28 protein-coding genes are annotated in these 24,288 nt (G+C 51.0%); 11 read left to right on the top strand and 17 right to left on the bottom strand.

Annotated features, from left to right (window positions below; genetic code table 11):
• Nucleotides 1-5: 5 nt before the first annotated feature.
• Both QI197_04570 and QI197_04565 read right to left on the bottom strand, forming a co-directional pair.
• A complete protein-coding gene (locus tag QI197_04570; protein MDK2372632.1) occupies nucleotides 6-644 on the bottom strand; it encodes a hypothetical protein in 639 nt (212 codons plus the stop codon).
• Nucleotides 645-1,093: 449 nt separating this feature from the next.
• Complete coding sequence (locus QI197_04565) at nucleotides 1,094-1,279, bottom strand: hypothetical protein (GenBank protein MDK2372631.1); 186 nt, start codon at nucleotides 1,277-1,279, stop codon at nucleotides 1,094-1,096.
• Nucleotides 1,280-1,289: 10 nt separating this feature from the next.
• Between QI197_04565 and QI197_04560 the strand changes: the two genes are divergently transcribed.
• The gene (locus tag QI197_04560; GenBank protein MDK2372630.1) at nucleotides 1,290-1,490 is read left to right on the top strand and encodes a hypothetical protein; all 201 of its coding nucleotides are present in this window, start codon (nucleotides 1,290-1,292) and stop codon (nucleotides 1,488-1,490) included.
• A gap of 183 nt (nucleotides 1,491-1,673) precedes the next feature.
• Here QI197_04560 and QI197_04555 read toward each other — a convergent pair whose 3' ends face one another.
• From QI197_04555 to QI197_04545, 3 genes are read right to left on the bottom strand one after another with little or no spacing between them, the layout of a single operon-like run.
• On the bottom strand, nucleotides 1,674-2,849 hold the full coding sequence (locus tag QI197_04555; protein MDK2372629.1) for a glycosyltransferase: 1,176 nt from the start codon (nucleotides 2,847-2,849) through the stop codon (nucleotides 1,674-1,676).
• The gene (locus tag QI197_04550) at nucleotides 2,849-3,148 is read right to left on the bottom strand and encodes a hypothetical protein (GenBank protein ID MDK2372628.1); all 300 of its coding nucleotides are present in this window, start codon (nucleotides 3,146-3,148) and stop codon (nucleotides 2,849-2,851) included. Before QI197_04550 ends, QI197_04555 begins: the two co-directional genes overlap by 1 nt.
• A 4-nt stretch (nucleotides 3,149-3,152) precedes the next feature.
• A complete protein-coding gene (locus QI197_04545; GenBank protein MDK2372627.1) occupies nucleotides 3,153-3,683 on the bottom strand; it encodes a hypothetical protein in 531 nt (176 codons plus the stop codon).
• 251 nt (nucleotides 3,684-3,934) lie between these two features.
• Between QI197_04545 and QI197_04540 the strand changes: the two genes are divergently transcribed.
• Nucleotides 3,935-4,831: a DUF2334 domain-containing protein gene (locus tag QI197_04540; GenBank protein ID MDK2372626.1), complete on the top strand. Its 897-nt coding sequence runs from the start codon at nucleotides 3,935-3,937 to the stop codon at nucleotides 4,829-4,831.
• A 390-nt stretch (nucleotides 4,832-5,221) separates the two neighbouring features.
• On the opposite strand, the gene QI197_04535 is transcribed toward QI197_04540, so the two are convergent.
• Nucleotides 5,222-6,796: an NAD(P)H-hydrate dehydratase gene (locus QI197_04535; protein ID MDK2372625.1), complete on the bottom strand. Its 1,575-nt coding sequence runs from the start codon at nucleotides 6,794-6,796 to the stop codon at nucleotides 5,222-5,224.
• 87 nt (nucleotides 6,797-6,883) lie between these two features.
• Between QI197_04535 and QI197_04530 the strand changes: the two genes are divergently transcribed.
• Entirely contained in the window at nucleotides 6,884-7,798 is a 915-nt protein-coding gene (locus QI197_04530; protein ID MDK2372624.1) for an acyl-CoA thioesterase, read from the top strand.
• A gap of 69 nt (nucleotides 7,799-7,867) precedes the next feature.
• On the opposite strand, the gene QI197_04525 is transcribed toward QI197_04530, so the two are convergent.
• Nucleotides 7,868-8,965, bottom strand: coding sequence for a pyridoxal-phosphate dependent enzyme (locus QI197_04525; GenBank protein ID MDK2372623.1), 1,098 nt, complete (start codon nucleotides 8,963-8,965; stop codon nucleotides 7,868-7,870).
• Complete coding sequence (locus QI197_04520) at nucleotides 8,966-9,226, bottom strand: hypothetical protein (GenBank protein ID MDK2372622.1); 261 nt, start codon at nucleotides 9,224-9,226, stop codon at nucleotides 8,966-8,968. It abuts the gene before it with no gap.
• Nucleotides 9,227-9,330: 104 nt separating this feature from the next.
• On the opposite strand from QI197_04520, the gene QI197_04515 reads away from it, so the two are divergent.
• From QI197_04515 to QI197_04480, 8 genes are all read left to right on the top strand, one after another.
• Nucleotides 9,331-9,942: a hypothetical protein gene (locus QI197_04515; protein MDK2372621.1), complete on the top strand. Its 612-nt coding sequence runs from the start codon at nucleotides 9,331-9,333 to the stop codon at nucleotides 9,940-9,942.
• A complete protein-coding gene (locus tag QI197_04510) occupies nucleotides 9,908-10,732 on the top strand; it encodes a nicotinamide mononucleotide deamidase-related protein (protein MDK2372620.1) in 825 nt (274 codons plus the stop codon). Before QI197_04515 ends, QI197_04510 begins: the two co-directional genes overlap by 35 nt.
• Nucleotides 10,695-11,192: a magnesium-dependent phosphatase-1 gene (locus QI197_04505; protein ID MDK2372619.1), complete on the top strand. Its 498-nt coding sequence runs from the start codon at nucleotides 10,695-10,697 to the stop codon at nucleotides 11,190-11,192. Before QI197_04510 ends, QI197_04505 begins: the two co-directional genes overlap by 38 nt.
• Before the next feature lies 1 nt (nucleotide 11,193).
• A complete protein-coding gene (locus tag QI197_04500) occupies nucleotides 11,194-12,318 on the top strand; it encodes a hypothetical protein (protein MDK2372618.1) in 1,125 nt (374 codons plus the stop codon).
• A 47-nt stretch (nucleotides 12,319-12,365) separates the two neighbouring features.
• On the top strand, nucleotides 12,366-13,088 hold the full coding sequence (locus QI197_04495) for a PAC2 family protein (protein ID MDK2372617.1): 723 nt from the start codon (nucleotides 12,366-12,368) through the stop codon (nucleotides 13,086-13,088).
• Between the two features lie 13 nt (nucleotides 13,089-13,101).
• On the top strand, nucleotides 13,102-13,437 hold the full coding sequence (locus QI197_04490; protein ID MDK2372616.1) for an Hsp20/alpha crystallin family protein: 336 nt from the start codon (nucleotides 13,102-13,104) through the stop codon (nucleotides 13,435-13,437).
• Nucleotides 13,438-15,246, top strand: a complete 1,809-nt coding sequence (locus QI197_04485; GenBank protein ID MDK2372615.1) for an ATP-dependent DNA ligase — start codon at nucleotides 13,438-13,440, stop codon at nucleotides 15,244-15,246.
• Between the two features lie 142 nt (nucleotides 15,247-15,388).
• Nucleotides 15,389-16,069, top strand: a complete 681-nt coding sequence (locus QI197_04480) for a DUF3800 domain-containing protein (protein MDK2372614.1) — start codon at nucleotides 15,389-15,391, stop codon at nucleotides 16,067-16,069.
• A 113-nt stretch (nucleotides 16,070-16,182) separates the two neighbouring features.
• Here QI197_04480 and QI197_04475 read toward each other — a convergent pair whose 3' ends face one another.
• The 9 genes from QI197_04475 to QI197_04435 form a co-directional block, all read right to left on the bottom strand.
• Nucleotides 16,183-16,608 (bottom strand): DUF3883 domain-containing protein, encoded by a 426-nt coding sequence (locus QI197_04475; protein ID MDK2372613.1) that lies wholly within the window; start codon nucleotides 16,606-16,608, stop codon nucleotides 16,183-16,185.
• Nucleotides 16,609-16,822: 214 nt separating this feature from the next.
• A complete protein-coding gene (locus tag QI197_04470; GenBank protein ID MDK2372612.1) occupies nucleotides 16,823-18,319 on the bottom strand; it encodes a hypothetical protein in 1,497 nt (498 codons plus the stop codon).
• A gap of 110 nt (nucleotides 18,320-18,429) precedes the next feature.
• Nucleotides 18,430-19,803, bottom strand: a complete 1,374-nt coding sequence (locus QI197_04465) for a hypothetical protein (protein MDK2372611.1) — start codon at nucleotides 19,801-19,803, stop codon at nucleotides 18,430-18,432.
• A 9-nt stretch (nucleotides 19,804-19,812) separates the two neighbouring features.
• Nucleotides 19,813-20,382, bottom strand: a complete 570-nt coding sequence (locus QI197_04460) for a hypothetical protein (GenBank protein MDK2372610.1) — start codon at nucleotides 20,380-20,382, stop codon at nucleotides 19,813-19,815.
• Between the two features lies 1 nt (nucleotide 20,383).
• Nucleotides 20,384-20,599, bottom strand: coding sequence for a hypothetical protein (locus QI197_04455; GenBank protein MDK2372609.1), 216 nt, complete (start codon nucleotides 20,597-20,599; stop codon nucleotides 20,384-20,386).
• Between the two features lie 68 nt (nucleotides 20,600-20,667).
• Nucleotides 20,668-20,922 carry a hypothetical protein gene (locus tag QI197_04450; protein MDK2372608.1) on the bottom strand — a complete coding sequence of 85 codons (255 nt, stop codon included), beginning with the start codon at nucleotides 20,920-20,922 and terminating at the stop codon, nucleotides 20,668-20,670.
• Complete coding sequence (locus QI197_04445) at nucleotides 20,912-21,451, bottom strand: hypothetical protein (GenBank protein ID MDK2372607.1); 540 nt, start codon at nucleotides 21,449-21,451, stop codon at nucleotides 20,912-20,914. The genes QI197_04450 and QI197_04445 overlap by 11 nt, the downstream gene beginning before the upstream one ends.
• Nucleotides 21,452-23,809 (bottom strand): hypothetical protein, encoded by a 2,358-nt coding sequence (locus QI197_04440; GenBank protein MDK2372606.1) that lies wholly within the window; start codon nucleotides 23,807-23,809, stop codon nucleotides 21,452-21,454.
• Nucleotides 23,810-23,813: 4 nt separating this feature from the next.
• The coding region (locus QI197_04435; protein MDK2372605.1) for a hypothetical protein at nucleotides 23,814-24,288 on the bottom strand (475 nt) is incomplete at its 5' end.

Below are 24,288 nucleotides of genomic sequence, written 5' to 3'. Positions count from 1 at the left end.
GAGATCTACACCGTGTATCTTTCGTCGGCAGCGTCAGATGTGTATAAGAGACAGATTAAGCACCAAGTCAGAGTTTCCACGATGAGGAGATTAAGGGGGAAGGCATTAGCCATCGACCAACCCAAGATAGAGGCGAGAAGGAGGATGGAGAATAGGGAGTTGTCCGCTACTGACAGCGTTACTTGGAACTTCATCCTAATAGGAGGGTGAGAAGTGCTTGACCAGGTTCTGGAAGTAGCCTGAATACCACCTCCTCCCTGCTTGACGTAGGACCGTAGGTTCGGTGGATCCAAGGTCCATGTTACGGAATCCATCTCGTAGACGATCTTGTACCCTTTCTCAATATGGAGAAGGTGAAATCCGTGTCCTCGGTGACCGTATCCCAGTGCGGGATCGAAGAGCTCGCTCCTCACCGCCCCTATGCAGCCCGGTATCACCGGAACTGCGTTTACTGAGGCCACCCATCTTTCAGAACCTACTGTCCGTAGATGTACTTGGAGCTCCCTCATCCTCGTGATGATATTGTGCTTCCTTGATCTCACCACGCCTGAAACCCCTCCAACGCTCGGATCTAGGAAGTGGACGAGTATTCTCTCCACCACCTCTGGGTGAAATATGGAATCAGCGTTCGTGTAAACGGCCACCTCTCCCTCTAAGAAAGGAAAAACCTCCCTGATAGGGCTTTATTCTCGGTGTTCTCATCTAGGGGATATTATCGTCGGATGGTCTTCTAATCTTCGGAGTATCTCGGGGGTTCCGTCGGTCGAGCCGTCATCCACCACTATATCCTCCTAGGCCTGACTGTCTGGGCTGAGATACTTTTGATACACTCCTCTAGTCCCTTCTCCTCATCATAGGCAGGTACAATTAAGGAAAATGAGATGATCCCGGTGAGACAGTCACAATAGAGTTCGAGGTGAGGAGTAAGGCGCCCGGGATTATTGAAGAACACCGCCAAGGTGTTCTTCAGGACTGAAGACGGCCTAAGGGGGTACCGGGAGATCAGATGTCTTGATCCTCGGTTATTCCTCTCCGACGGTCGTGAAGAACAGCAGCTCAGGTTCTAAGGCGGGAAGCGGAGATGTTGCGGAGGTCAGCAAGGCCCACCGACCTCAGGGAAGATAGCGCATCCCACTAGACACGGAAGCGATGAGACACCGATCACCCTCCCTGAGCCGACTTCGACTAGAACGGAAGCGGAGAGGAAGTCAACTACCGAGACAACACTTGAACCCAAGTACACAACATCTTCAAGGGGTGAAGAGGTCCAGACTACCACCGAAAGCACCTTGGGAATACTACTACAGTATCTAAGGCCCCCCGCAGAAGAGCTCGGAGGAACATTCCTCGTAATAGCAGGATTCACGCTTCTCCTCATTGCCATATCCGCATTTTATTTAAGGGGAAGGAGGCAAGGAGGCGAGGAGGTTTTGGTAGCTAACCCTTTCCCAAATCTCCTCTTTTTAGCTGGGCATTTGACGGTGTTTTAGGGACCTAATTTAGTTGAGGACGGGTACTAAGTCGCAGATCAGGGTAAAGTTAAGGGTGAAAGGGATAGGAAAGATAAACATTCTGAAGGAGTATCGTGGAGCGATCACGACATGTACAGGCTGGGATCATGAGTGAGGTGATAGAGGATCCGATGCCCAGGTAATGAGGATCCCAGTGCCTTCCTAAGGCATAGATAGATCTCCATTTCCCTCTTTGGAGGGGAATCCCTCATCTCTACCCTCATCCCTCAAACCATATCTATGTGTCTTCTTTTTAGGGCGCGACGAACCCGTTTCCCTCCTGAGCAAACCATTTTCGACGTCATTCAGGGTGAACCTGTCAGATCTATGCCATCTCAGGTCCCTCTTCCCAATAACCAATTCTCTCAGTGAGGCGTAAATCCAGAGGAGGCTGTCCAACGTCCTGAAGATGGGAGAAACGATCAAACTCTTAAACAGATCCCGCCTTCCCATCGTGAAAGCTCCATAAGCTGCGGATATAAGCCATACTATAGTTTCCATTAAGAACAGATAGATAAGGGTTTGATTTCTGAGGAAAAATTGGAAGAGAAGCGCGGCAATCAGCAATACGGAGAAGAGGGTGTTGTCTATGGTGCTGATCGCGACCTGAAACTTTACCCTAGCTGGCAAACTCCTGAAATGCTTCCTTAAGTTCTGGAAGTATCCAGAATACCACCTGATCCCCTGCCTTATGTATGAACGGAAATTAGGTGGATCGGAGGTCCAAGCTATGGAATCCATTTCGTACACTACCTCGTAACCCCTGCTGAGTATGGTCAAGGTCATGTCAGTATCCTCGGTTACTGTTTCAGGAGAGGGATCGAAGAGTTCCCTTCTAACAGCACCGACGCATCCTGGAATTACGGGAACTGCATTTATTGCTGCCATCCCCCTCTTCAGGATGTACTGCCCATAGATATACTGCAGTTCCCTTATCCCCGTAATGATATTGTGCTTCCTCGATCTGACTAGTCCGGAAACTCCCCCCACTTTAGGGTCTAGGAAGTGAACCAGCATCTTCTCGGCAGCCCTGGGGTGCAGCACGGAATCGGCATCCGTGTATACGATCACATCCCCTCTCAGGTGAGGGATTGCTTCCCTGAGCGCCAGCGCTTTATTTCCCGTATTTTTATCTATTCTTATAATTTTTATCAATCCTTCATATTTTCTTAATATATCTGGAGTTGAATCTGTGGATCCGTCGTTAATTACCACGATCTCCTCAGGCTCGATGGACTGGGAGAGAGCGCTCCTTACACAGCTCTCTATTCCACTCTCCTCATTATAAGCGGGGATCACGATGGAGTAGGAGAGAGGGAACCGTCCCCCACGTCCCACTAGGATACACCCATCCTATAGAACCCGTACCCGAAGGAGAGGGACCCAGCGGTTATCAGCATCAGGAACACGTAGAATGAATCTATCCAAGCGAGGCCGACCCCTTCCAATAGGAAGGCCAGAGATAGGAACAGCAGGAATATCCCTATCGATGTAAACAGGGCTGCCACGGCGTACCTTCTCCTCCTGTGCTCTCTCACCTTCTTTACCTCCTTCCAAGCCTCCTCGATGCTCTCGCTCGTGACCTCGTAGCCAATCCTCTCCCCGAACCCCTCAGTTAACTGCTCTTCCTCCGACAACAAATCATATCACCCCCCTCCCCATTCTGAACAGGTTGGTGAGTATACTCATATAATCGTCCAAACGGATGACATTCCTGTTCAGGGCCTCCGTCAGAGCTACAAGAGGGGATGACGGATGTAGCCCGACCCTCCTCGCAAGGTCTCTAGCGTTTCGACGCAAGAGAATTAGTCTATCGTGAAAGGAGCCTACCGCTAGGGAAATTATCCTCGCCTCCTCATGGGTCGCCCCTTCCTCCATCAACCTAGATGAGAGCATCTCCATAGATTCATTCAGCTCGATCCCCCTAACAAGTCCGTGTTCATGGTATGGAGGGAGTTTTCTGTCGACGTAAAAAGTCGTCAGGGAGGCTTCGTCCATTATAAGATCGTCATACGTCTTCGCTATCAGCCAAGGCGCTCCTGAAGAGGACAATGCCCTGATGACCTCAGGCTGTACTATCACCCGGGATTTCACAGCATTAGAAGCAGCCGAGAGGGCTGCGAGCCCTCCAAACACGATAGTTGAGAGGGACCCACCCAGTATTAGACTCACTTTATCCAGCCATAGATCAACGCGGGAACAATTATATAAACTTGAATGCAGACGAACTTATTTAAACTAAAAAGAGACTATATAACCGATATCCCCATAATATTCTAACTACTATTCCCGAATTTCTGTAATATTCATCTATTTCACTATTTATTTATAAATGAAAAATACGTATATTATCCGTGGCGCTCCGTCACAGGGCTCATTTATAACCGAGGGGGACCCATGTTAAGGAGGTAAAGGAGAGATCAATGAAGATGAGAGAGGAAATTGCCCTCTTGATAATAAGCACAGCAATCATATCGCTGTTACTCCTCCACCTGCACCTAAGTATCGGAGGATCTGGCAAAAAATCCTCTAGAACGATCGTGATCTTCAGAATGGACGATCCTCAGCCCGATTGGAAGGAAAACATGCTCAAGAGAGCGATAAATCTCTTCGCGAGTGAGAGGGTACCGGTGACCTTAGGTGTGATCCCCAAGCCTCTCAACAAATCTTCCATCTCACAGCATCCTTCCTTCATCATTTTCATCCATAGATTGGCGATGAAGAAGGGATCATTCGAAATAGCGCAGCATGGATACACTCACATGGTCCTAACTAAGTATGGAGGATCAAGCGAGTTCGGAGGTCTTCCGCTCAGGACGCAGATGGATCTGATGAGAGATGGTAGGGACATCTTGGAAACCGTGGGTTTCAGACCCATAACATTCATCCCTCCCTTCGACACCTACGATTCCAACACAATTAGAGCGGCCAAGGAACTAGGCTTCAAGGTATTCTCAGCTAGATACTCTAACGAGAGCGATCCCGGCTGGCCAGTGATGATGGACGGAATAGTATTGATCAATGCAGCTACCTCTCTTACGAAGGATTGGGAAGAGGGGTCTGTTAGATCCTTCATTGAACTCAAGAATGCTTTCGACAGGGTCTACGAGCGAGGTGGTGTGTTTGTGCTCGAAATGCACTACTACCGATTTGATGATAAGACGATTGCCACGATAAGGGAGCTGATACATTACATGAAGGAAAAAGATGTCGCATTCATGACACTGGGTGAATTCGGGACGGGATATCTCAAAGGAACCATCAGAAGGGAAGGTGACATGTGGATAATAGGAAATGTTAACGCTCCTTCACGCGGTTAAGGAAATATATGAAAGAGAGTTGCTGAAGGTAAACTATCTCAAGTGACTCGATAGAAGCCATTTGAGGAGAAATACGGTAATGGAGTTAATGTAAAATCGATGAACTCATAAGGTTCCCCCGTGCACCAACCCTAACCTAGATCTTCCTCCAGCGGTCCTCAGATGCTGTGGGAACAATATGGGAGGTGATGTAATAAAAACTAGGGAAGTTGTAAACATTGTAGGGGCCTTAGCAGGTCCTATACAGCTCCCAGTTTCGAGGACATGCGGAGCGAAGGTGCTTCCTCTGGATAATAGAATAATACTAGAGCTAGAGAAAGGAGCTGAGAAGGCAGTTTATTATGCTATGAGAATGATACCTTCGCGAACTGGGGGTACTCACTTGGGAGATCAGATGACCTCTACTGAGTACCTCTCCCTCACGGCATCGAAATCCTCCCTCAACAGCTTCATTGCCCGCGGCAGATAGGCCATCACATCGCTGGAGGTCATCCCATCTTCACCCAGCTCCTTGGCAGCTATATCACCCGCTAATCCGTGCACGAAGACCCCCATCCTGACGGCCTCGCCTATCTCGAATCCTATTCCGTACATGGCCGCTATAGTGCCAGTCAATACGTCTCCTGAGCCAGCCGTGGCCATTCCAGGATTCCCGGTCATGTTCAGGTACACTCTGCCGTCGGGGAAGGCAATGATGCTATGAGCTCCCTTCAACACCACGTGAACATTGTACTCACTAGCGAATCCTCTGGCGACGCTCACCTTATCGGAGTCTATCTCAGACACGCTCAGGCCTGTTAAACGGGACATCTCCCCCATGTGCGGAGTTAGAATGGTGGGCGCTTTCCTGTCCCTAATGGTTTCGGGATGCTTTGAGATGGCGGTGAGGCCGTCTCCGTCTATTATGACCGGTCTGTCTATGCGGGAGGCTAGCCTCCTAATCAATTCCTGAGTCTCCTCGTTCAGAGAGGTGCCCGGTCCCAGCGCCACAATATCTATGTCGTAACTCTCTATCACCTCCAGTATGTAATCCTCGTTCTCTTTGGCGATGGACCCGGCTTCGGTCTCCCTCAAGGGTATGTACACTACCTCGCTGGCCTTCGAGGCTATATGCGGTATGATGGATTCGGGAGCAGCGAGCCTAGAGTAACCTCCTCCTGCCTTCATGAACGATAGGGCCGTGAAGTAGGGGGCTCCATAGTAATTTCTAGCCCCCGCAACCGTCAACAGTTTCCCGAAAGTTCCCTTATGGCCCCATCTCACCCTCTCAGGCAGGGGTAGGGGGTCGTTAAGTTCGATCTTTAGGTGCGAATACATCTCCGGGGGAAAGGATATGTGGCAAACGTAGAGCTTACCGCAGTAATGGTAACCCGGGTAGAGCACATTACCGAGCTTGGGGAGGCCGAAGGTGACAGTGTAATCGGCCCTCACCGCGATCCCGTGGACCTTCCCATCGTCTCCCCCTATACCTGAGGGGATGTCGACGGCAAATACCACCTTTCCCGAGGAATTTATCGCTCGAATCGCGTCCCTGTATATCCCTCCAACCTCCCTAGTCAGACCGGTGCCGAAGATACCATCTATCACCGCATCGGACCACTCTAACCCCTCGAAGAGGGACTCGAGTCCCTCTTCCCTGACTTTATGCATCTCCAAACCTATCTTCTTCGCGATCTCGTAGTTCTTCTTGGCGGAGCCCCTGAACTTAGCTGGGTCTCCCATCAAGTAGATCCTGACTTGGCCACCGTTGGAGTGAAGCTTCCTAGCCACAACTAGAGCGTCTCCTCCGTTGTTCCCCGAACCAGCGACGACGGCGAACCTCTTACCCCTGACTCCGAACTCCCTATCTATAACGAAGAAGAGCGCGTTCCCTGCATTCTCCATGAGGAGGTCCTGGTCGATCCCGTACCTTTCCGTGGCGGTGGAATCGAGAACCCTCATCTCCTCCACGGTACTGACCTTCAAGGCGACACCCGCGAAATAGGAGGTGCCCTTCAATATTGTGATTTCCATGTCCTTTTAAGGCCTGGTCTCCATTGAATGGGGGTTCGCATGCATCTCCGACCCGAAGACACGGAGATGGAGTTCATTCGCTTCGTGAGGAGCGCCCACCTCAACGCCTACGGGACCCTCTACGGTGGCTGGATGATGAGATGGATAGTCGACGCCGCATCAACCGTTGCCGTGAGGCTCGCTAGGGGACCAGCTGTCCTAGGGTACGTGGATGATCTCCACTTCCTCTCCCCAATAATGCCTGGGGAGCTGGCCATCTACAGGGCCAGGGCCGAACATACCTCCAAGCACAGCATCGTCGTGAGCGTGGAGGTGTGGGCTGAGGATCCAGAGTCAGGTGAGAGGAAGCCAGCGACCTTCTCAATGCTTTCCTATGTGGCGGTGGATGGTAAGGGGAGGCCCAGAGAGCTTCCAGTAGGCATAATAGGGACCGAGATGGGGAGGCGGTTCTATGAAAACGTCAAGGGGAGGATAGCTGACAGGAGGCAGAAGGGTCAGGATGTGAATGTGGAGGGCTATGAGCTGGTCACGAGCACTTTAGTCAGGGAGGAGCATCTGGTGAGCGCGGACCTAATGTACGCGGGGCACCTCCTATTCCTCTTGGATGAGGTGGGATCAATAACCGCCCTAAAGTACTCTAGGGGCCCAGCAGTCACTGCCTGCCTGGACAGGCTCGCCTTCTACACCCCCATGAGGAAGGGGGATGTCGTCCACTTCTACTCCAAGATCACCAAGGTATGGAACACATCCATGGAGATATCGGTGAAAACGCTAGTGGAGAAGCCCGAGGGATTGAGACACGCAACCACCTCTTACATGGTCTTCGTGGCCATGGGCGAGAAGGGACCTAGGAGGATCCCGCCTATGGAAGGCGGCGACCCGGAGGCAGACGGAAGGAGAGAGGAGAGGTTTAGGATACTTCAGAGGATCAGGGAACTGATGAGCTCACGCTGATGTGAGTGAATGTTCCTCTCCCTTCTATGGAGGCTCCTATCGAGGCTCCCCGAGAGATTCAATCCCCCTCTACGACAGTAACCGTTTAATGATGCTAAGCTTCGTCTTCAGCCCAGAACCAGTGAGTAAAAGGACAGCCCTATCCCCCCGATCCACCTCTCCCACCTCAACCTGCTTCTTGTAGCAGGCGAGGGGAACAGCCGAGGTCGGCTCCACGAATATTCCCCTTGCAGCCAGTTGGTGGAAGGCATCGGCTATCTCCTCCTCACCCACTACCTCGACGGACCCTCCCACCCTCCGTAGCTTCTCCGACATGAGATCCAGCAGGGGAGGCTTGGTCACAATTAGGGCATCCGCTATCGTCTCCAGCCTCTCAGGAGGGGTGTATGGCTCTCCCCTGAACCTATGATAAAGCGGGGACACTACCTCGGTCTGACAGGCTACCACCTCCGGGAAAGGAACGTCCAGATGCTTGAGTCCCTCTAGAATACCCAGAAGACCGGTTCCCGAAGATACCGGGACGTATATCCTGTCTGGTGGGGTCCAGTCGAGTTGCTCCACTATCTCATAGGCGAGGGTCCTCATCCCGTCCCTGAAGATGGGGTGCCACGCATGACCCACGTAGACCTTCCCCTGCTCTGGCCTCATGGCCTCCTCCGATACCTTCTCTCTGCTCCCCTCGACTCTAATCAGCTCAGCACCATAGGCCCTTATCTGATCTATCTTGTGACCCGAGATGCTCGCTGGCACGTATATCCTCGCCTTAATCCCGGCTCTCGCGGCGTAGGCTGCTATGGAAGCTCCGGCGTTTCCGGACGAGTCCTCAGCTATAAACCCTGTAACTCCATTGCGAATGGCCGAGATGATGGTCGAAGCCCCTCTATCCTTGAAAGAACCGGTGGGATTGAGGAAGTCCATTTTAACGTACACATCGCTCTCAAACCTCAGGAGGGGAGTCCATCCCTCTCCCAGGGTGACAATACCCCGCTTCTCTATGTACGGAAAGAAGTTCACGTACCTCCACATAGAGGTGGTATCTACCACATCCTCTCTCCTGAATTCTCCCGACTGCACGGGGATATCGAGAGGAGAGCCACAATCGCACCTGAACCTGAGTGGGTCATCATACTCCCTACCGCAGGAGGGGCATCTCGCTATGTACTCCACTCAAACACCCTCCGAGGCCAGCTCGCCCTTCTCCTCGAGCTCCCTTACGAGCTTTTCCACATCCTCCGGCGATTCAGCAGTGAGCAGCACGTAACCGATCCATCCCAGAACTACCAGGAGTACTAATACGATTAAGAGAGCGGTCAACTTCAAAGTAAGGGTCGGGATCGGCTCTGGCGCTAGGAGGAGCAGGTAAGTGTATAGCACGGCCGCCACGGTAGAGACCAAGATCAAGAGGAAACCCGTGAGTTTCTCCTTCATCCCCAACCGGAGGGTAGGGAGGTACAGATAATATAACTTTAGGGCCTCTCACCGCAGTGACCTTAATGTAGAAGGCTTGGAATCCCGTGGAGATGGCATTGTCGGTGGACAGGAAACTCTGGGTCAGGAGGAGGGAAAGCACTCTAGCTGAGCTCAGATCGCACATGGGGGCGGGGAGGGTAGACAAGGACATAATCCCGCTACTGAACACCATAAACTCGCTTAATTACGCCTTCACCACTAGCAGCTGCTCCGGTAGGATTCAGGTGTACGCAGCTAGCGAACCCGGAGAAAAGTTCGGCATGAGGACCTTAGGGAAGTGGCACTCTCCTATAACTTTGGGAGAGTTGATGGAGACGCTAGAAAATGAGGCTGACTCCATATGGATGGCAGTCCTCCCCCCTATACTTCACATAGCAGTATGCAGCGTGAAGGCGGCCTTCCATCTGCTGGGCCTGCTGAGGTCTGCAGGCTTCAAGAGGGCCGGGATAATCTCCGCATCTGAGGACGGGATCACTTTGGAGGCAGTAGGTACTGAGAGGATGGAAGCTCCCCTGAGGCTGTCCGGTATGGATATCTTCAGGGAGGATGCGATCCCCTTAATAGTTGAGAGGGCCAACTCACTACTGACCAGGTCGAAGGGGAGGATCCGCAGACTTAAGGAGGTGCTGATGAGTGAGACTGCCGGAGGCTTGGATAATCTCTGTTGGGAATGAACTCCTGAACGGCAGGATAGTGAATACGAACCTAAGTTGGCTTGCGAGGAAGCTCACCATAGACGGATACCTAGTGAGGGCAGCGATAACCGTTAGGGACGATTGCGATGACATCGTATGGGCGTTCAGGACCGCTCTTAACAGAGGAGCTGATCTAGTTATCTCCACGGGAGGCTTGGGCCCCACATTCGATGACAAGACGTCAGAGTGCCTCAGCAAGGCGCTGAGGAGGAGGCATGTGGTGAACGAGAAGGCACTCAGAATGGTGGAGGAGAAGTACAGGGAGAGGAACCTCCCCATGACGGAGCACAGGGTGAAGATGGCCATGGTGCCTGAAGGGGCCGAACCAGTAAAGAACGAGGTGGGAACGGCCCCGGGCATCCTTGTCAGAGAGGGTGAAGCGCTGATAATAGTACTGCCCGGCGTTCCCAAGGAGATGAAGGACATATTCGAGAGGGTCGAACCCCTGATCAGGGAGAGAGCGCCTCCCCTCCACTACGTGAGCAAGGACTTTGTGGTGAGAGGTGTGCCAGAATCGGCTGCCGCTCCTCTCATCGAGAGGGTGATGAAGGAGTTCCCTGTCTACATTAAGAGCCACCCCCATGGCCACGAGATCCGGAAGCCCGTGCTGAAGATAAATATCACCGCCTCATCTCCGGAGGAGGATGAGGCCGAGAGGACCGTGAAAGCAGCGCTGGAAAAGCTTAAGGATCTCCTGATCGAGGAGGGAGGGGAAGTAGAGGGTATAGAGGATGCCGAACAGGGTGAAGCTGATAGTTCTCGACCTTGATCAGGTGCTCTGGGATCACCACGATGCCACCTCCCTCGCCCTTCCCCTCCGGAGGGTCGACGAGAGGACCTTAGTCGATGCCTCTGGCGATAAGGTCGTTCTGAGGGAAGGGGTCCGGGACTTTCTGGAGAGGGCCAAAAATAAGGGGATTTACCTGTCCACCTGCAGCTGGAACGAGCCGGATAAGGCGATAGCCGTCTTAAGGACCTTTCAACTCGATCGATACTTTGACCTTCTCATGGTAGAGCCCCACCCGGAGAAAGACAGGATGATGGAGAAGATACTGAATCACTTCACCCTCAGAGGAGTGAGGGAAGAAGAGACGGTCTTCGTGGACGACAAGGAGGAGATGCTGGAGAAGGTCAGGAGGAGGTACCCGAAGATCAGGACCCTCAGGTTCCATCCCGATGGGGATGTGTACAGCTTTCCGGACTTGGAGAGGATTTTACTGGGTGGATGACATGATTCCCGGTTTCAGGATAACACCATGGGAGGTAAGTGGGGATACAGTAGACTATAACGCTCTGATCTCCTTATTCGAGCTGGATGTCGTGACGACCGAGGTCAGGAACCTCTTCCAGGAGGTCTTCGGGGAGGAGCACTATCTCATATCTAGGGGCATATTCTACGCCCACCGCTTCCTCAGGCTCGCTCTTCTAGACCTCAAATACGACAGGGCAAAGGTCTACATCTTTACCGGTCGAGGGGCATCGGGCCCGATGCATATAGGCCACCTCATACCTGTGAACCTCGCAAAGTGGATGCAGGAGAGACTGGACCTCCACTTCTTCTTCCAGATATCGGACGACGAGAAGTTCGTCCTGAGGCCAGATCTCGGCCTGAAGCAGGTGAGGAAGTACGCCTTGGAGAACGCCTTAGATTTCGTAGCGCTGGGCTTCGATGAGAAGAGGACACACATAATCTGGGACACGCAGGTAGCTTCATGGCTCTATCCCCTCTCACTTAAACTGGCTAAGAGGATCTCCCTGTCCGAGCTGAAGAACCTAGTGAAGATAGACGACTCTTGGAATGTAGGAGTTGCCTTCTACTCCGTAGTTCAGTCGATGCCCGCCCTCATGATGGAGATGGAATTGAATGAACCTTATCGCGCCCTCGTACCTATGGCGGTGGATCAGGATCCACTCATGAGGGTTTCCGTACTCATAGCGGATAAGATGGGGCTCAGGAAGCCCGGAATGGTCCACAGCAAGTTCCTCCTTGGACTCAAGGGCGAGCCTAAGATGGGGACTAGATACCCTGAGTCCGCCATCTTCCTCACCGACCCGCCCGAGGTGGTTAGGGAAAAAATAGAGGGATCTGTCTGCGGTCCCCCGAGGAGGTGTCCGGCCCTGTCCTACCTGAGGGCCTTCGACCCGGACGACGAGTCTTTCTTCTCCATATGGGAGGTCTGCTTCAACGATCCGGGGGAGGGGTGTAAGCTGGCGAAGAAGAGGGCGATAGAGGTGCTGATTCCGTTCATCGAGGAGCATCTGACTAGGAGGAAGGAGATGAGGGACAAGGTCGACGAGTATCTCATGAAGGAACCTCCCATCCCCCTGGATAAATCGTTGGATCCTAGGGACTGACCGGATAAGGTTAAAGCTCACGACCTCTCTCTCTACTGAGGGTTATCATGAGCGTTGAGATCGTTGAGACCGCGCCGGAGGTAAAGAACCCCATCCTCATCTTGGCGGTTCCCGGTGCCGGCCTCGTGAGCATAATAGCGGCCGATCATCTCATCAAGGTCGCTGACCTGAAAGAGGTCGGCAAGATAGATTCTCCCCTGTTCCCTCCCGTCATAGGAGTGAAGGACGGCGTAGCCATGCACACCGTCAGGATCTACGGGGGTAAGGGGCTCTACGTGGTCAAGGCCGAAGTACCTCTCCCCATAGATCCCCTCCTGAAGCTTACAATATCTGTGCTGGACTGGATCGCTAGGAAGAGACCCAAGCTAGCGATAGTAATGGGGGGAGTCCCTGAGGATGATAGAATTAAGGTGGAGAAGCCTCAGGTAATGGCCGTGTTCAGCAGTGAGGAGGCCAAGTCCTTGGCAAAGGGCATGGGTGGAGAGCTGATGAAGGAGGGGTACTTGAGTGGATACGCGGCCTTCTTCCTCAGGGAAGCTAGTAGGAGGGGGGTTCCGGCTGCGGCCCTGATGGTGCAGAGCTTCGCCGCCTATCCAGATCCCGGAGCAGCTGCGGAGGTTCTCAAGGCCATAGAGCCCGTTTTGGGCTTCGATGTCGATATAAGCCAGCTGGAGGCCGAATCAGAGACGATAAGGCTAAAGCTGAAGGAACTGATGGCTAAGACCGTTCAGACGGCGAAGGAGGCCCCGACTCCCGCGTATATAGGTTGAGGGGGGATGCCGTATGGGTTGGTTCTACAGGGAGGTCAGGTGGGGGTACTTCTCTGTTAGGGATGTGGAGGAGCCCCTCCATGAGGTTAAGGTTACGAAGGAGGGCGTGGTCATAACAATGGACCTCCCAGGAGTGAGGAAGGAGGAGCTCGTTATAAGCGCTAGCGAGGATGCTATTCTGGTGGAGGCAATGTCCAAGGTCGGGGGAGCGACCGTGAGGTACAGGAAGCTGATTAGGACCCCAATACCCATAGATCCCGACAGGGTGGTGGCTAGGCTGACCAACGGGATACTCCAGATAGTCGCCCCACCAAAGGAGGTCGGCTTCAGGAAGGTGAAGGTGGAGTAGATGGGGGATATACTATTCATCGAGGTGGCGAAGTACTATGAGAGGATAGAAGCCACATCCGGCAGGCTGGAGATGATAGACTACCTCAAGAAGCTCTTCTTGGAGACGCCTCCAGAGATACTGGATAAAGTGGTCTACCTCACGCTTGGAAGCATAGCTCCTGCCTACGAGGGGGTCGAGCTCGGGGTGGGGGAAAAGCTACTCCTCAAGGCCCTCTCGATGGCCACGGGCATATCTCAGGACAAGCTCGAGGCCAAGTATCCAGAATTGGGCGATATAGGGAAGCTGGCCGAGTGGGCCGTGGAGAACAAGGTGGCTCAGTCCTTCTTCACTGAGGACCTCACCGTGAACAGGGTCTTCGAAACCCTAAGGAGGGTAGCGGAGATCGCTGGTGAGAAGGCCCAAGATGCCAAGATAAGGTTATTAGCCGGACTGTTCAGCGATGCCAAACCCCTGGAGGCCAGATACATAGCTAGGGTGGTGACGGAGAGGCTGAGACTCGGAGTGAGGGACATGACCGTCTTGGATGCCCTAGCGGAGGCCTTCCTTAAGGGAAGAGCCTTCAGGGATAAGCTCGAGAGGAAGTACAACATCTTCCCCGACATAGGTAGGATAGCGAAGATAGTGGCGGCTAGAGGCTTCGAGGGACTGGAGGAGATCAAGCTCACCTTGGGGATACCGGTTAGGCCGATGTTGGCCCAGAGGCTCAGATCTGCCCAAGAGATAATGGACAAGATAGGGCCGAGGGTTTACGCGGAATTCAAGTACGACGGGGAGAGGATGCAGATCCACGTCTGGAAGGATGGAAGGGTTCAGATATTCTCCAGAAGGCTCGAGAACATCACCGAACCCTATCCGGATGTTAGGGAGTTCGTGTCTAGGGCCGTGGAGGGTCACGATGTCGTGCTAGACGGCGAAACGGTGGCTGTGAATCCCGATACTGGCGAGATACTGCCCTTCCAAGAGTTGATGCACAGGAGGAGGAAGTACGGAGTTGAGGAGGCGATGAAGACCTATCCAACAGTGACCTACGTGTTCGATGTGCTCTACCTCGACGGTAGAGAGCTGCTGGACGAACCACTCGAGGAGAGGAGGAAGATCCTCCTGGATCTGCTGAAGGAGAACGAGAAAGCGAGGGTAGTCCAGTATGAGGTGGTGGATAACAATGTAGAGGAGCTGGAGAGGTTCTTCGAGCACGCGGTAGAGATGGGCACCGAAGGGCTAGTGGTGAAGGATCCCAAGTCCCAGTACCAGGCAGGAACCAGGGGATGGTCTTGGATCAAACTCAAGAGGAGCTACATAAGTAAGATGGTGGAACCCGTGGATTTGGTGGTCGTGGGAGCCTTCTGGGGCAAGGGCAAGAGAGCTGGCACTTACGGCGCCCTGCTCATGGCCGCTTACTCGCCAGAGGAGGATGTGTTCAAGACAGTGTGCAAGATGGGATCCGGCTTCACCGACGAGGAGCTCGCGGAGCTGCCGAAGCTTCTGGAACCTTACAAGATAGAGCACAGGCATCCGAGCGTAGTATCTAATCTAGAGGCGGACGTCTGGTTCGTCCCTCAGAAGGTAGCTCAGGTGCTGGGAGACGAGATAACGCTCAGTCCCACTCACACTTGCGGCTGGGGCAAGGTGAAGAGGGACGCTGGGCTGGCGATAAGATTCCCTAGGTTCATGGGATGGAGGGACGATAAGGGTCCCCAAGACGCCACGACTGAGGAGGAGATCATTCAGATGTATAAAATGCAGTTAACAATTGTTACAGATGTACAGGAATCAGGAACTTCTCTTTCTAATAATAGTGAGAAATAGGAACTTTATTAATTTTTCTCACTATCCTTTATAGAGCTCAACCATCTCCTGAGGTTCTCAGGTATCTCTCAACGTTCTCTCAGCATAGTGAATAGGCCATCCCTAGAGGTACACATTAAATGTTTACTTCACTCCTTAGAGTGTGCATTATCTCTTCGTTGATGAAACAGGAGATCTAGGCTTCAGCAACAAATCCACACGATATTTCGTTGTGGGTTGCGTCTACACACCATCGGCGGCTAGGCTTAGGAAGGAGATGCAGAGAATCAGGGAATGGCTCAGGAGTAAAGGCTACGCCGAGGATGAGATAAAATTCAGATTAAGGAAGAAGGTTAGACGGGTTGATGATGTAGCTAAGTACGTTCTCAAGAAAGTAGTTGAGAATGCTAAACTCAAGGAGACCAAATTCGGAGGAATTACTTTGCATAAGATAACGGTGAATGAGAATCTCAGAAGTAAACCACCTATCTTGAGGAACTACATTTTAGCCCACCATGTGATATGGGGCCTCTACTCAGACGCCAATGTGAAGATCCATGAGGGGGATAAATTGGTAATCATCTATGACAAATCCATGGGTCCGAAATCGATCTGGGAGTTCAATGAGTATTTGAGGAGTAAATTAAGTTGGACGGAGGGTTTACTCCACAAGCCTCCAGTCCATCTAGAGGTGAAGCATGTGGATTCAAGGGCCGATCTAGGAGTCCAGCTAGCTGATCTGGTGTCTGGCGCCATATGGCAAGGTTACGAGAAGGGGAACTGGGAGTACTACGAGATCATAAAGGAAAGAATCGCGTTCTTAAGGCCCCTCTTTAAGAAGTAGCGGACGGCTCGGGTCCCACCCAAGGCTACCCCTGGCATCATCCCCGAGCCGCTCCCCCACATGGGGGATACCCGCATGCAAGTTTATGTGTGCCCAAAATAAAAATGTGTAGTTTAGATCATTGATCCTATCTTCAGCCATCTCCTCAGGTTATTAGGGCTGAATCTCCCTAGCTTACCCTCTCTCCCTGGCTTGATCCATATCCATGTCGGGACCAATTTCTTCAACAGTAAAGCGGGGTCTTTAGGATATCCCAGCACCCCAATGACGCAGAAGGGCTCTGGGTGCTCCCGCTTGAACGCCTGGTTTACCTTCCACTGGAGCCTGTCCTCATCGCTCGCTCCTTTAACCTCGATGAAGGCCCTCCTGTCCCCTACGATCAGCTCGATGTCGTAGGGAGCGCCAGAGTGGACCCTCGTGAGCCTCACGTCTGTTAGCCCTAATATCGCCAGGCTCTCCTCAATAACTTCCATTACAATGAGCTCGAGCTTATACCCAGCTCTAGTATAGTAGCTCACGACTCTAGGGTGCGTAGGCATTGAATCCCTCCTGAAATCAGCTCATAGAAAGCGGAATGGAGCCTTATGAAGGGCCCTATGGAACGTTCTCTCGCATTACTGTCGATGCAGACCGATATTTGAGAAAGTCCGTCAGTCTCGGCAAACTTCGATTTAAATGGACAGATGAGGGAGACAGGGAGTGAGTGCGAAAGAAGGGGAATCAGCAGGAGGGAGTGAGGCTTGAAAATCGAGGTCATCGGAATTTATCGATCAGTTTGTCATATTTGGGCCCATTGGCCTGCATGTGCGCCTTGTACCTAGCTACATCGACTTCTCCAAGCAAGTTGCCTTCAGTGTCCTCAAAGAAGCGAAAGCCAGCTATCCTGAGCTGTGCCCTGTTATTCTTGTTCCTCAGCATGGCCCTCAAGGCCGTTGATATGACGTACGTCTGGGCATTCCTGCCCCATCTCTTCCTCACCCAGTGACCTGGCTGGGAGAGGTTGAATATGAATTTCTCCTTACCATCGAGAGGAGCGAGCTCGAATGACTTCATGAAGAGGGCGAATTTCCTAGGTATCTTAGAGAGCACCATGGTCTCTGGAGGAGGTAGTTCCTCTTCGAACATCTCGATCTCCTCCTCAACCTCATTCCTCAGATATCTGGCCCTAGCCAACCAGTTCTTGTATCGCTTCCTGGCGGCATTGAACTCATCCCTCAACTCTCTCCTCGGAACCAGTTCGGAGATCATTTGAGATATGCGTTTGGCCTCCTCTGGGCTCTTGGGTTCTGGAACCCTGAGTGAAAGGGGAGGGGGTGAGGTTACCCAGCTTGCATACCCGCTCTTGGAGAGGAAGATCCACTTTCCAGGTATTGCCTTCCTTAGCGGAGCTATTGCGTGAACCACGGAATCTGGGATGGGGAAGTACCTGGCCAGCTCCTTCCTCTGTTCCTCCTCCTTCAGGTTAAATGGATGAACGAAAACGGCCTGGGTGTTGTCCAGCAGGGTCTTGGGTATACTCTTCACATTTTGAACCTCATAGAAGACCCTGGTGAGCGCTGTCTTGGTCTGCCTCAGGAACGTGACGAAGTTCTCGATTCTGTTACGCAGATGCCATTGAGAGCCCATAGCGCCAGTTCTTGGAGCCACTTCCCTTAACTCACGAAAATGGACGACGAGTCTCACATCCTCAACTGATTGAACTAGGTGACTCATCAAGTTATCCAGTACGACGCTGAGGACGAACCTCGCTAGGTCCCTGGAGGATGGTTTGAAGTAAGCCGTTGAAAATACGGTGAAATCATGCTCGGCTATTACATTGACCAGGTTCTTGGGCTCTAAGATGCTGTCATCTGAAAATAAGCCAGAGGTCATCAAGGCCAGAAGCCTAGAGCTTCCACTATCTCCTCTCTTCCTCAACAGATGGGCTATTATATCATCAAGCTTTGCATCCGGCCCGCCAGCCCTGAAGTATGAGTCGAATAGGTCCCTAGCCTCTGATGGACTCAAGAAACCCTCAATACTCCTGAAGTGACCATAGCTAAGCATCTTCATGCTTAAAGAGGCCAAATCGAATGTTAGGGGTATGGACTCCATGCCCAGGGGAAAGTTGGGCGTCAGGTACTTGACCTTCCAGGCTCTGGGTTCCAGTCCATGAGCCCTTAGCGACCTAGCTTGATTTCCCTTGGCTGGTAAATGGAGGGTCTCATCCTCCCCCTTAACATCGATGATGAGGGGATGCCATCCCCTCATGGTGAGCATTTCTAAGATGTACTGAGCTGTCCAAGTCTTACTCGCGCCTCTTATCCCAATGAAGCCAACGCATGCAGTAGTTTCAGCGAGAATCTGTTTAAGATAATCAGTCAGCTTCTTCCACCTCCCCCAGTTCCTTCCTCCTTACCTGAGAGATTGAGTTCAGATAGCTTAACAGTCTCTAAGCTAGGTGGTTTACTCTCCACCTTCTCCATGACTTTCTTCAATATACTAGGGTATTTGGAGAAAAGCTCTCTCAGGAAGAAGTCTATTTGCTGGACTAGCATCTGGTGAAACATTCCTGCCTTGAAATATAATCCATTTATGTTGATATGCTTCTTTGGGTCTCTAAGAGCTCCTATATAGTAACTGTAAACTCTTTCCAAACTCCAGAATGTCACATTCTTGGATTTATTTTCGGATGAGTACCAGGTATCTATAGGTAGCGTTGGTTCAATCCCCAACATCTTCAGGAGTGGGAAGACCTCCATAATGAATATTCCAAGCTTATGATCAGTGTCATAGAAGTTATAATAGCGTATGAGAGCCGTAACCAATGCCTTCTCAATCGTCGGCTCTGGAACCTTTGGATGCTTCATGAAAATAGCACTTTGCTTGGCTAACTTCGGAACCCTGCCGAATCTTATCTTATTGCCCTCAACTAGTACTCCTAAGGTCTCTCCCTCCTTTTCAATCACTATGAGTTCCCTAACATCTGGCTTCTCTGGAGGTTTATTCATCTCGGTTACTATTTGGACATCTCTACCGAGTATGTAGAGACTAGAGGTTCCACTATCCCTATACCTAGTAAATACCTCTCCCGAAATCAGTCCTTTTACTTTGTACGGCTCTTTATCGTTTTCTATGAACTTCTCCCTCATGTCGAGCATGTAAACGAGCCAGTTATCGTTTTTGATGAGTTCAATCAATTCAGTAACTTTCTCACTTACCTCGGGAGGAAGAACGATCTCTGTGTAGTGATCCTCCTCCTTGATGGATACAGAGTTCTTCAACGAATTTATTTCCTCCTCAAGTTTCTTCTTTTCTTCTTCGAGTGTCTTTATATAACTTCCCTTTAGAGACAATTCTAAGGAAAGGCTAGAGATTTTACTCTCTAGCTCCTTATTATGTTCCTTAGAATTCTTGAGCAGCATCTCTAGCTCCTTCACATTATCCTCTAACTTACTGATGAGAGATGACTGCTTCTCTATCTTCTTGTAAGCCCTTCTGAGGCGCTCCTCCACCTGTTCTCTCTGCTTTAATTCACTCAAATACCATTGATAGTAGCTTCCTCTGGAGTTTCTGATCGCATTCAACTCAGACTCGAGTTTCGAGGCCTTATCCTTCCACTTCTCAATCTCTTTCACCAGATCCAGTTTATCCTGGCTCACCACCTTCTCTAACTCCTTAACCCTCTCACTCAGGAGATAATTTTGCATCTCCAAGAAGTCAACTCTTTCTTTCCACTTACCACACAAGACCATGTTACCACCTTACCAGTCATAGGCGTTTTCTAGGAGCTCTTCGGCCTTGATCCCCTGGGTGTAAGTGATTAGATGGTCTAGGTTCACATGCCCAGTGATTTTAGCAACTAAGTTTGGCTGAATCCCCTGTCTTAGGGTCATATCCGTGATGAAGGCATATCTGAGTGTGTGCGTATTTATTCCCAAGTTATATCTGGCGAAGCTCTTGACCTGGTCGACGGTGAGGGTCTTGGCATCCTCCCTCACTAGCCTGAGATCGGAGTCAGGGACTGACTTGGGAAGCACAACTTCCCTCTCCTTCTCCTCCTTCTTGACCTTCCTAACTCTGACCATCACCTTCCTCTGTCCAGTTGAGGCCATCTTCTGTAAAGCCTCGACTGCCTCACTAACTCTGCATCCGTTCCTGAGCTGAAGCATGAGCACCATGGTTAGGGCTAACCTCTTGCGATACCTCCTCGACTTTTCAGCCTTCTCCCTCATCCTCCTATACAGTCTAAGAAGCCTTTTTCTCAGCAGGTCGTAATCGATGCCCCGATCCCATGTACCCTTCTGCCTAGGTACCTCGAAAATTTCCCTCACCTTACTCCCTCCCACAGGTGAAAAGGGGAGAATGGAGGCCTGAGTTTCTCATCTTCGGAGGATGGAAGGTGAGAATTTCCCGCAGCGATTCCCTGAATTTCTTCCTCATCTCCTTCCTCGTCATCGCAATCTGGCTCATCTCTTGGGTCAACTCCGGGAGGTAGATCAATGTCAGGCCTTGGAGCCTCATCTTCAGGGTCCTCCTCGTCTTCCTCATCTGGGAAGAGAGGAATATTAGAGAGGGAGAAGATCCTCTCCCCGACTAAATACCAAGACCAGAATACCTCACAACTCGTTCATATCACCTCCTACCTTCTTTTGGATGGGGAGAATCCCCAATTCGGCAAAAAAGAGAGAAAGGGCTTCCTCTGGTCCCTTTGCATGGACCTTCATCGCCAGGTTGTATAGCTCGTTGCCGACATCCAGCAGCGCGTAGTAAGCGCTCCCATTCCGAAAGAGGGCCAGGGTGTAGCCCTCACCCTGGTAGGAACCAAGCCTCCTAACATCCCGAGGAATGTGGGAGACGTACCTAACCTCCATATTTCTCACCAGACACTTGAAGCTCCCTAGTTTGGTACTCCACTATCCAATCAGCCTCTGGAAACGCGGCTTTCAGTAGATCCAGCCCATGTTTCTGGTGAATTGAGATAAGCTCTGGGAAGAGATGCCTTAACTTGAGAAGATGAACTTCCCTTATTGCTCCTCTACCTAGTTCGATCAGATTGACCTTGCCCTTTCTACTAGCTATTGCCACTAATGACATCTCTCCAATTATCTCAGCTAGATGAAACTGTTCAGGAAGGAAGACGAAAGCATATCCAAACTCCCTCCCTCTCTTCTCTACATCCAAGAGGAGGATAACAAAACTTGGGAGGATAAAGGTGAATGCCGCCTTGTAATCAACTTCTATGGTCTCTTTGAATATGGATTCATCTTTTATTACTGGATTGGCCGCTCCGCTTGATGTAAGAGCCACGCCGAAGTCGTGCTCTGTTACGATCTTCACCCTTCTCCCGCCCAATAACTCCCTCAAGAGGGCGATTACCTCATTATCGAGAAGTAACTGCACCTACTCACCTCTCCATGAGCTTATGAAGTTTAGCCAGCTCTGCAGATCGCCCTTCTCCTTGAAACCCTCCAGCATTGTCCTCAGCTGATCTATATCACCTAAAGTGGGCCTCTCTATACCAATCCTTCTAGCTAGGTTCTCTAACCTATGAGCTCTGCTCACATCACTCTCATCAGTGACCCAGAGATCGAGGGCGATGACTAAGGGGTTGAACTTGCCATGCTCCTCCACTGTATGGGACTTCATATCCAGAGGATCATGGAAGTGGGTACCACATAGAGGGCATTCAATATCTCCATCTTCACTATCACCATATTCTACCTCCCGAGAAATGCTATCACTTGCCACTATGCTACCTCGACTATGATCACCATAGTTGTTAGACTCGGAGAGAGGCTTTTCTTCTTGAATGAGGGTTCTATCATCCGAATAAGATTCAATGACAACGCTATCATCATATTTATGTCCTGAAAGCTCACCTTGTGAGCTTTCGGTATTGACCTCTGAGGGTGCATCCGAAGGTGGCGATTCATCATCAGTAGCATTAATGCCACCATCAAGGTCGAGTATGCCTGCCCTCCTGGCCAAGTCTTCAATGACTGTCCTCGTGAGTTTCCACTCGCTGAGTCCATTCACGCGTCTTTTCTCCAGCCCTAGCTTACCTAAGATCCTACCAATCCTACGAGAATTGATCTTGCTTGGATCTTCTCCCTCTTCCTCTAGAACATCCTTCACTCTCTCTGTTATCTCTCTAACTGGGACGAATCCCTCTCCGCGCTCATCTAACACTCCAAGTAGGGTTCTGATAACCAGCATGTCTGTGCTCTCGGTATCCTCCAATGTGAGCTTATGCTTGAGTATTATCTCAGCGGCCCTGAGAACCCTCTGAACTAAGTCATCTATACCATACCTCTCGAATAACTTGGCGAGCACGAACAGGGGGCGCCACAGCTCCCATTCCCTTCCCCTAGTTCTGAGCACCTTGATGGCTAAGCTCCCTTGGTTCGCTCCCAATTCATCAACGCTGGTCAATTCATCGCTGATCTCTTTGACTTCCCTCCAATGCTTTAGGTAGAATGTGTACAGGGAGTTCTTGACTTCTTTCCATATGGCATCGGTTGAATCAACCTCTCTAGCTGATATCTTGGGATTAAGGGTCTTAATAGTGGTTATCGGAATGGTTCTGTCAAGTAAGACATCGTTAATGGCTGATATATGGGCTAGGGCCTTTGGACTGTAGACCTCAAAACCTTGGGGAATGAAGGCATCGTTCTTATTCTTCTCGGCTCTGTACACCACAGCTCCAGACTTGTATCCTTGAAGAAGGAGACTCATGAGTTCCCGACTCCTCTCATTACTCTTTGCCAAGCTCTCAGCTTCATCCAAGAGAACAGAGGCTCTCATGTTCTGAACTATCCTGTAAAGAGCCGCAATGCTCATGTTCGATGTGTACACGGCATTGAAGCATATCAGAGATAGGATGGTGAGGAGTTTCGTCTTTCCAGATTGCTTGGGACCATTGAGGTCTAGATAGGGGTAGGCGGGGAAGAGATGGAAGAAGTAGGTCCCTATAGCCCATAGTGCTACTACATCGTAGAACTCATCATGCTTCAGCTCTATGTACTCCTTGAGTAATCTGATCAACTGAATATAGATAGTGGAGGGAGCTCTCTCTAGTAAGATTCCAGACCATCCACTTTGGAGGAGTACTGGCTTATACGAGAGGTGAATCCCGAAATTATCGAAGAGATACTCATCCTCACCCAGAAACTCGCTTCCATCCTCGAGTATTAGAAACAACTTCTTCTTGAATATCCTCTTTACCTCCTCAGATCCATCTTTCCGTATCTTCCTCCTCTCCTCTATGACATCCTTCCAAACTCCCACGTAGGCCTTTTTCTCGTAGCCCACTCCTGGCCGAGCCAATTCAACAATCCCAACAGCGGGATGTATCTTCACGATGTCGGTTGAAGCCTCATCAAGTATAGTCAGGGTTGTGTTTTCATCCACTTCTAGCTTCTTGGGTTCAATAGTCCTCCTTAACTCCTCTAAAAACCCCTCCAAGTCATCAAGAATCGGTGTATCCTCTAGAAGCTCGCTGAGACCCTCCTTGACCTCATTAAGATCAGCCTGAAGCATGGACTCCACATATTGCGGGAAGAGGCCCTTGCCGTCCAGCTCCTCTATGGAGCTCACTATCCAATGGCCTCGGTCGTAGACGTAGATGCCCTCCTTATATCGGAATGGAATGATCGCAATACGATCACTTCCCTTAGCGATGGCGAGTGCCCTGTTAGAAAATGTCAGGAAAGGCAACTCTCTACCGAGAACGCTTATCTTCCCTAGACCCACTTGCATTTGATCACCTCACGTTTCCCTTTTCCTCCGCTCTGCTGACCGTCCAGTGGATCGCCCTGACGAGTTTCTTGTACTCCTCGTTACCCAGCCTCTCGCTCAACAGGATAGCCGTACAATACCCATCGTCCTCCTCTAACTCGTATTCGATCCCGTATTTGCTCTTGATCCCCTCTAGAACCTTCTTAACTAAGAAGTGGTCAAAAGCTGGATCATCAACTCTCACCGGTCTCTCAATGACAATTCTTGTCGGAAAATCCCTCTCTCCATGCACCCTTCCGCTAGCTTCTGTAAGGGCGTATTCGGCATGGCAGTAAGGACAGAACAGCTTACCAGTTGGGGTCTGAGTAAGGGGCTGATTGCACCGAGGACATGAAGGGACTACGTAAGGGGTTCCTATGGCAGCGGTGAACTGCTCCACTACATCTGCCGCCTTTCTGATCCTCATCCAGGGGTTATCACTCACTAGGAGTGCATCGGCT

This window comes from Thermoproteota archaeon, assembly GCA_030130125.1.
Taxonomy (GTDB): Archaea; Korarchaeota; Korarchaeia; order Korarchaeales; family Korarchaeaceae; genus Korarchaeum.
Note: the sequence above shows the minus strand (reverse complement) of the source record. Positions and strands in the feature narration are given on the sequence as shown.

Excerpts from the sequence above, each read along its gene's own strand:
- QI197_04520 (MDK2372622.1), bottom strand. The coding sequence starts at position 9,226 with ATGAAGGAGAAACTCACGGGTTTCCTCTTGATCTTGGTCTCTACCGTG.
- QI197_04485 (MDK2372615.1), top strand. The coding sequence starts at position 13,438 with ATGGGGGATATACTATTCATCGAGGTGGCGAAGTACTATGAGAGGATA.
- QI197_04540 (MDK2372626.1), top strand. The coding sequence starts at position 3,935 with ATGAAGATGAGAGAGGAAATTGCCCTCTTGATAATAAGCACAGCAATC.
- QI197_04470 (MDK2372612.1), bottom strand. The coding sequence starts at position 18,319 with ATGAGGGGATGGCATCCCCTCATCATCGATGTTAAGGGGGAGGATGAG.
- QI197_04465 (MDK2372611.1), bottom strand. The coding sequence starts at position 19,803 with ATGGTCTTGTGTGGTAAGTGGAAAGAAAGAGTTGACTTCTTGGAGATG.
- QI197_04440 (MDK2372606.1), bottom strand. The coding sequence starts at position 23,809 with ATGCAAGTGGGTCTAGGGAAGATAAGCGTTCTCGGTAGAGAGTTGCCT.
- QI197_04530 (MDK2372624.1), top strand. The coding sequence starts at position 6,884 with ATGCATCTCCGACCCGAAGACACGGAGATGGAGTTCATTCGCTTCGTG.
- QI197_04450 (MDK2372608.1), bottom strand. The coding sequence starts at position 20,922 with ATGGAGGTTAGGTACGTCTCCCACATTCCTCGGGATGTTAGGAGGCTT.
- QI197_04500 (MDK2372618.1), top strand. The coding sequence starts at position 11,194 with ATGATTCCCGGTTTCAGGATAACACCATGGGAGGTAAGTGGGGATACA.
- QI197_04495 (MDK2372617.1), top strand. The coding sequence starts at position 12,366 with ATGAGCGTTGAGATCGTTGAGACCGCGCCGGAGGTAAAGAACCCCATC.
- QI197_04490 (MDK2372616.1), top strand. The coding sequence starts at position 13,102 with ATGGGTTGGTTCTACAGGGAGGTCAGGTGGGGGTACTTCTCTGTTAGG.
- QI197_04505 (MDK2372619.1), top strand. The coding sequence starts at position 10,695 with ATGCCGAACAGGGTGAAGCTGATAGTTCTCGACCTTGATCAGGTGCTC.
- QI197_04455 (MDK2372609.1), bottom strand. The coding sequence starts at position 20,599 with ATGAGGAAGACGAGGAGGACCCTGAAGATGAGGCTCCAAGGCCTGACA.
- QI197_04475 (MDK2372613.1), bottom strand. The coding sequence starts at position 16,608 with ATGCCTACGCACCCTAGAGTCGTGAGCTACTATACTAGAGCTGGGTAT.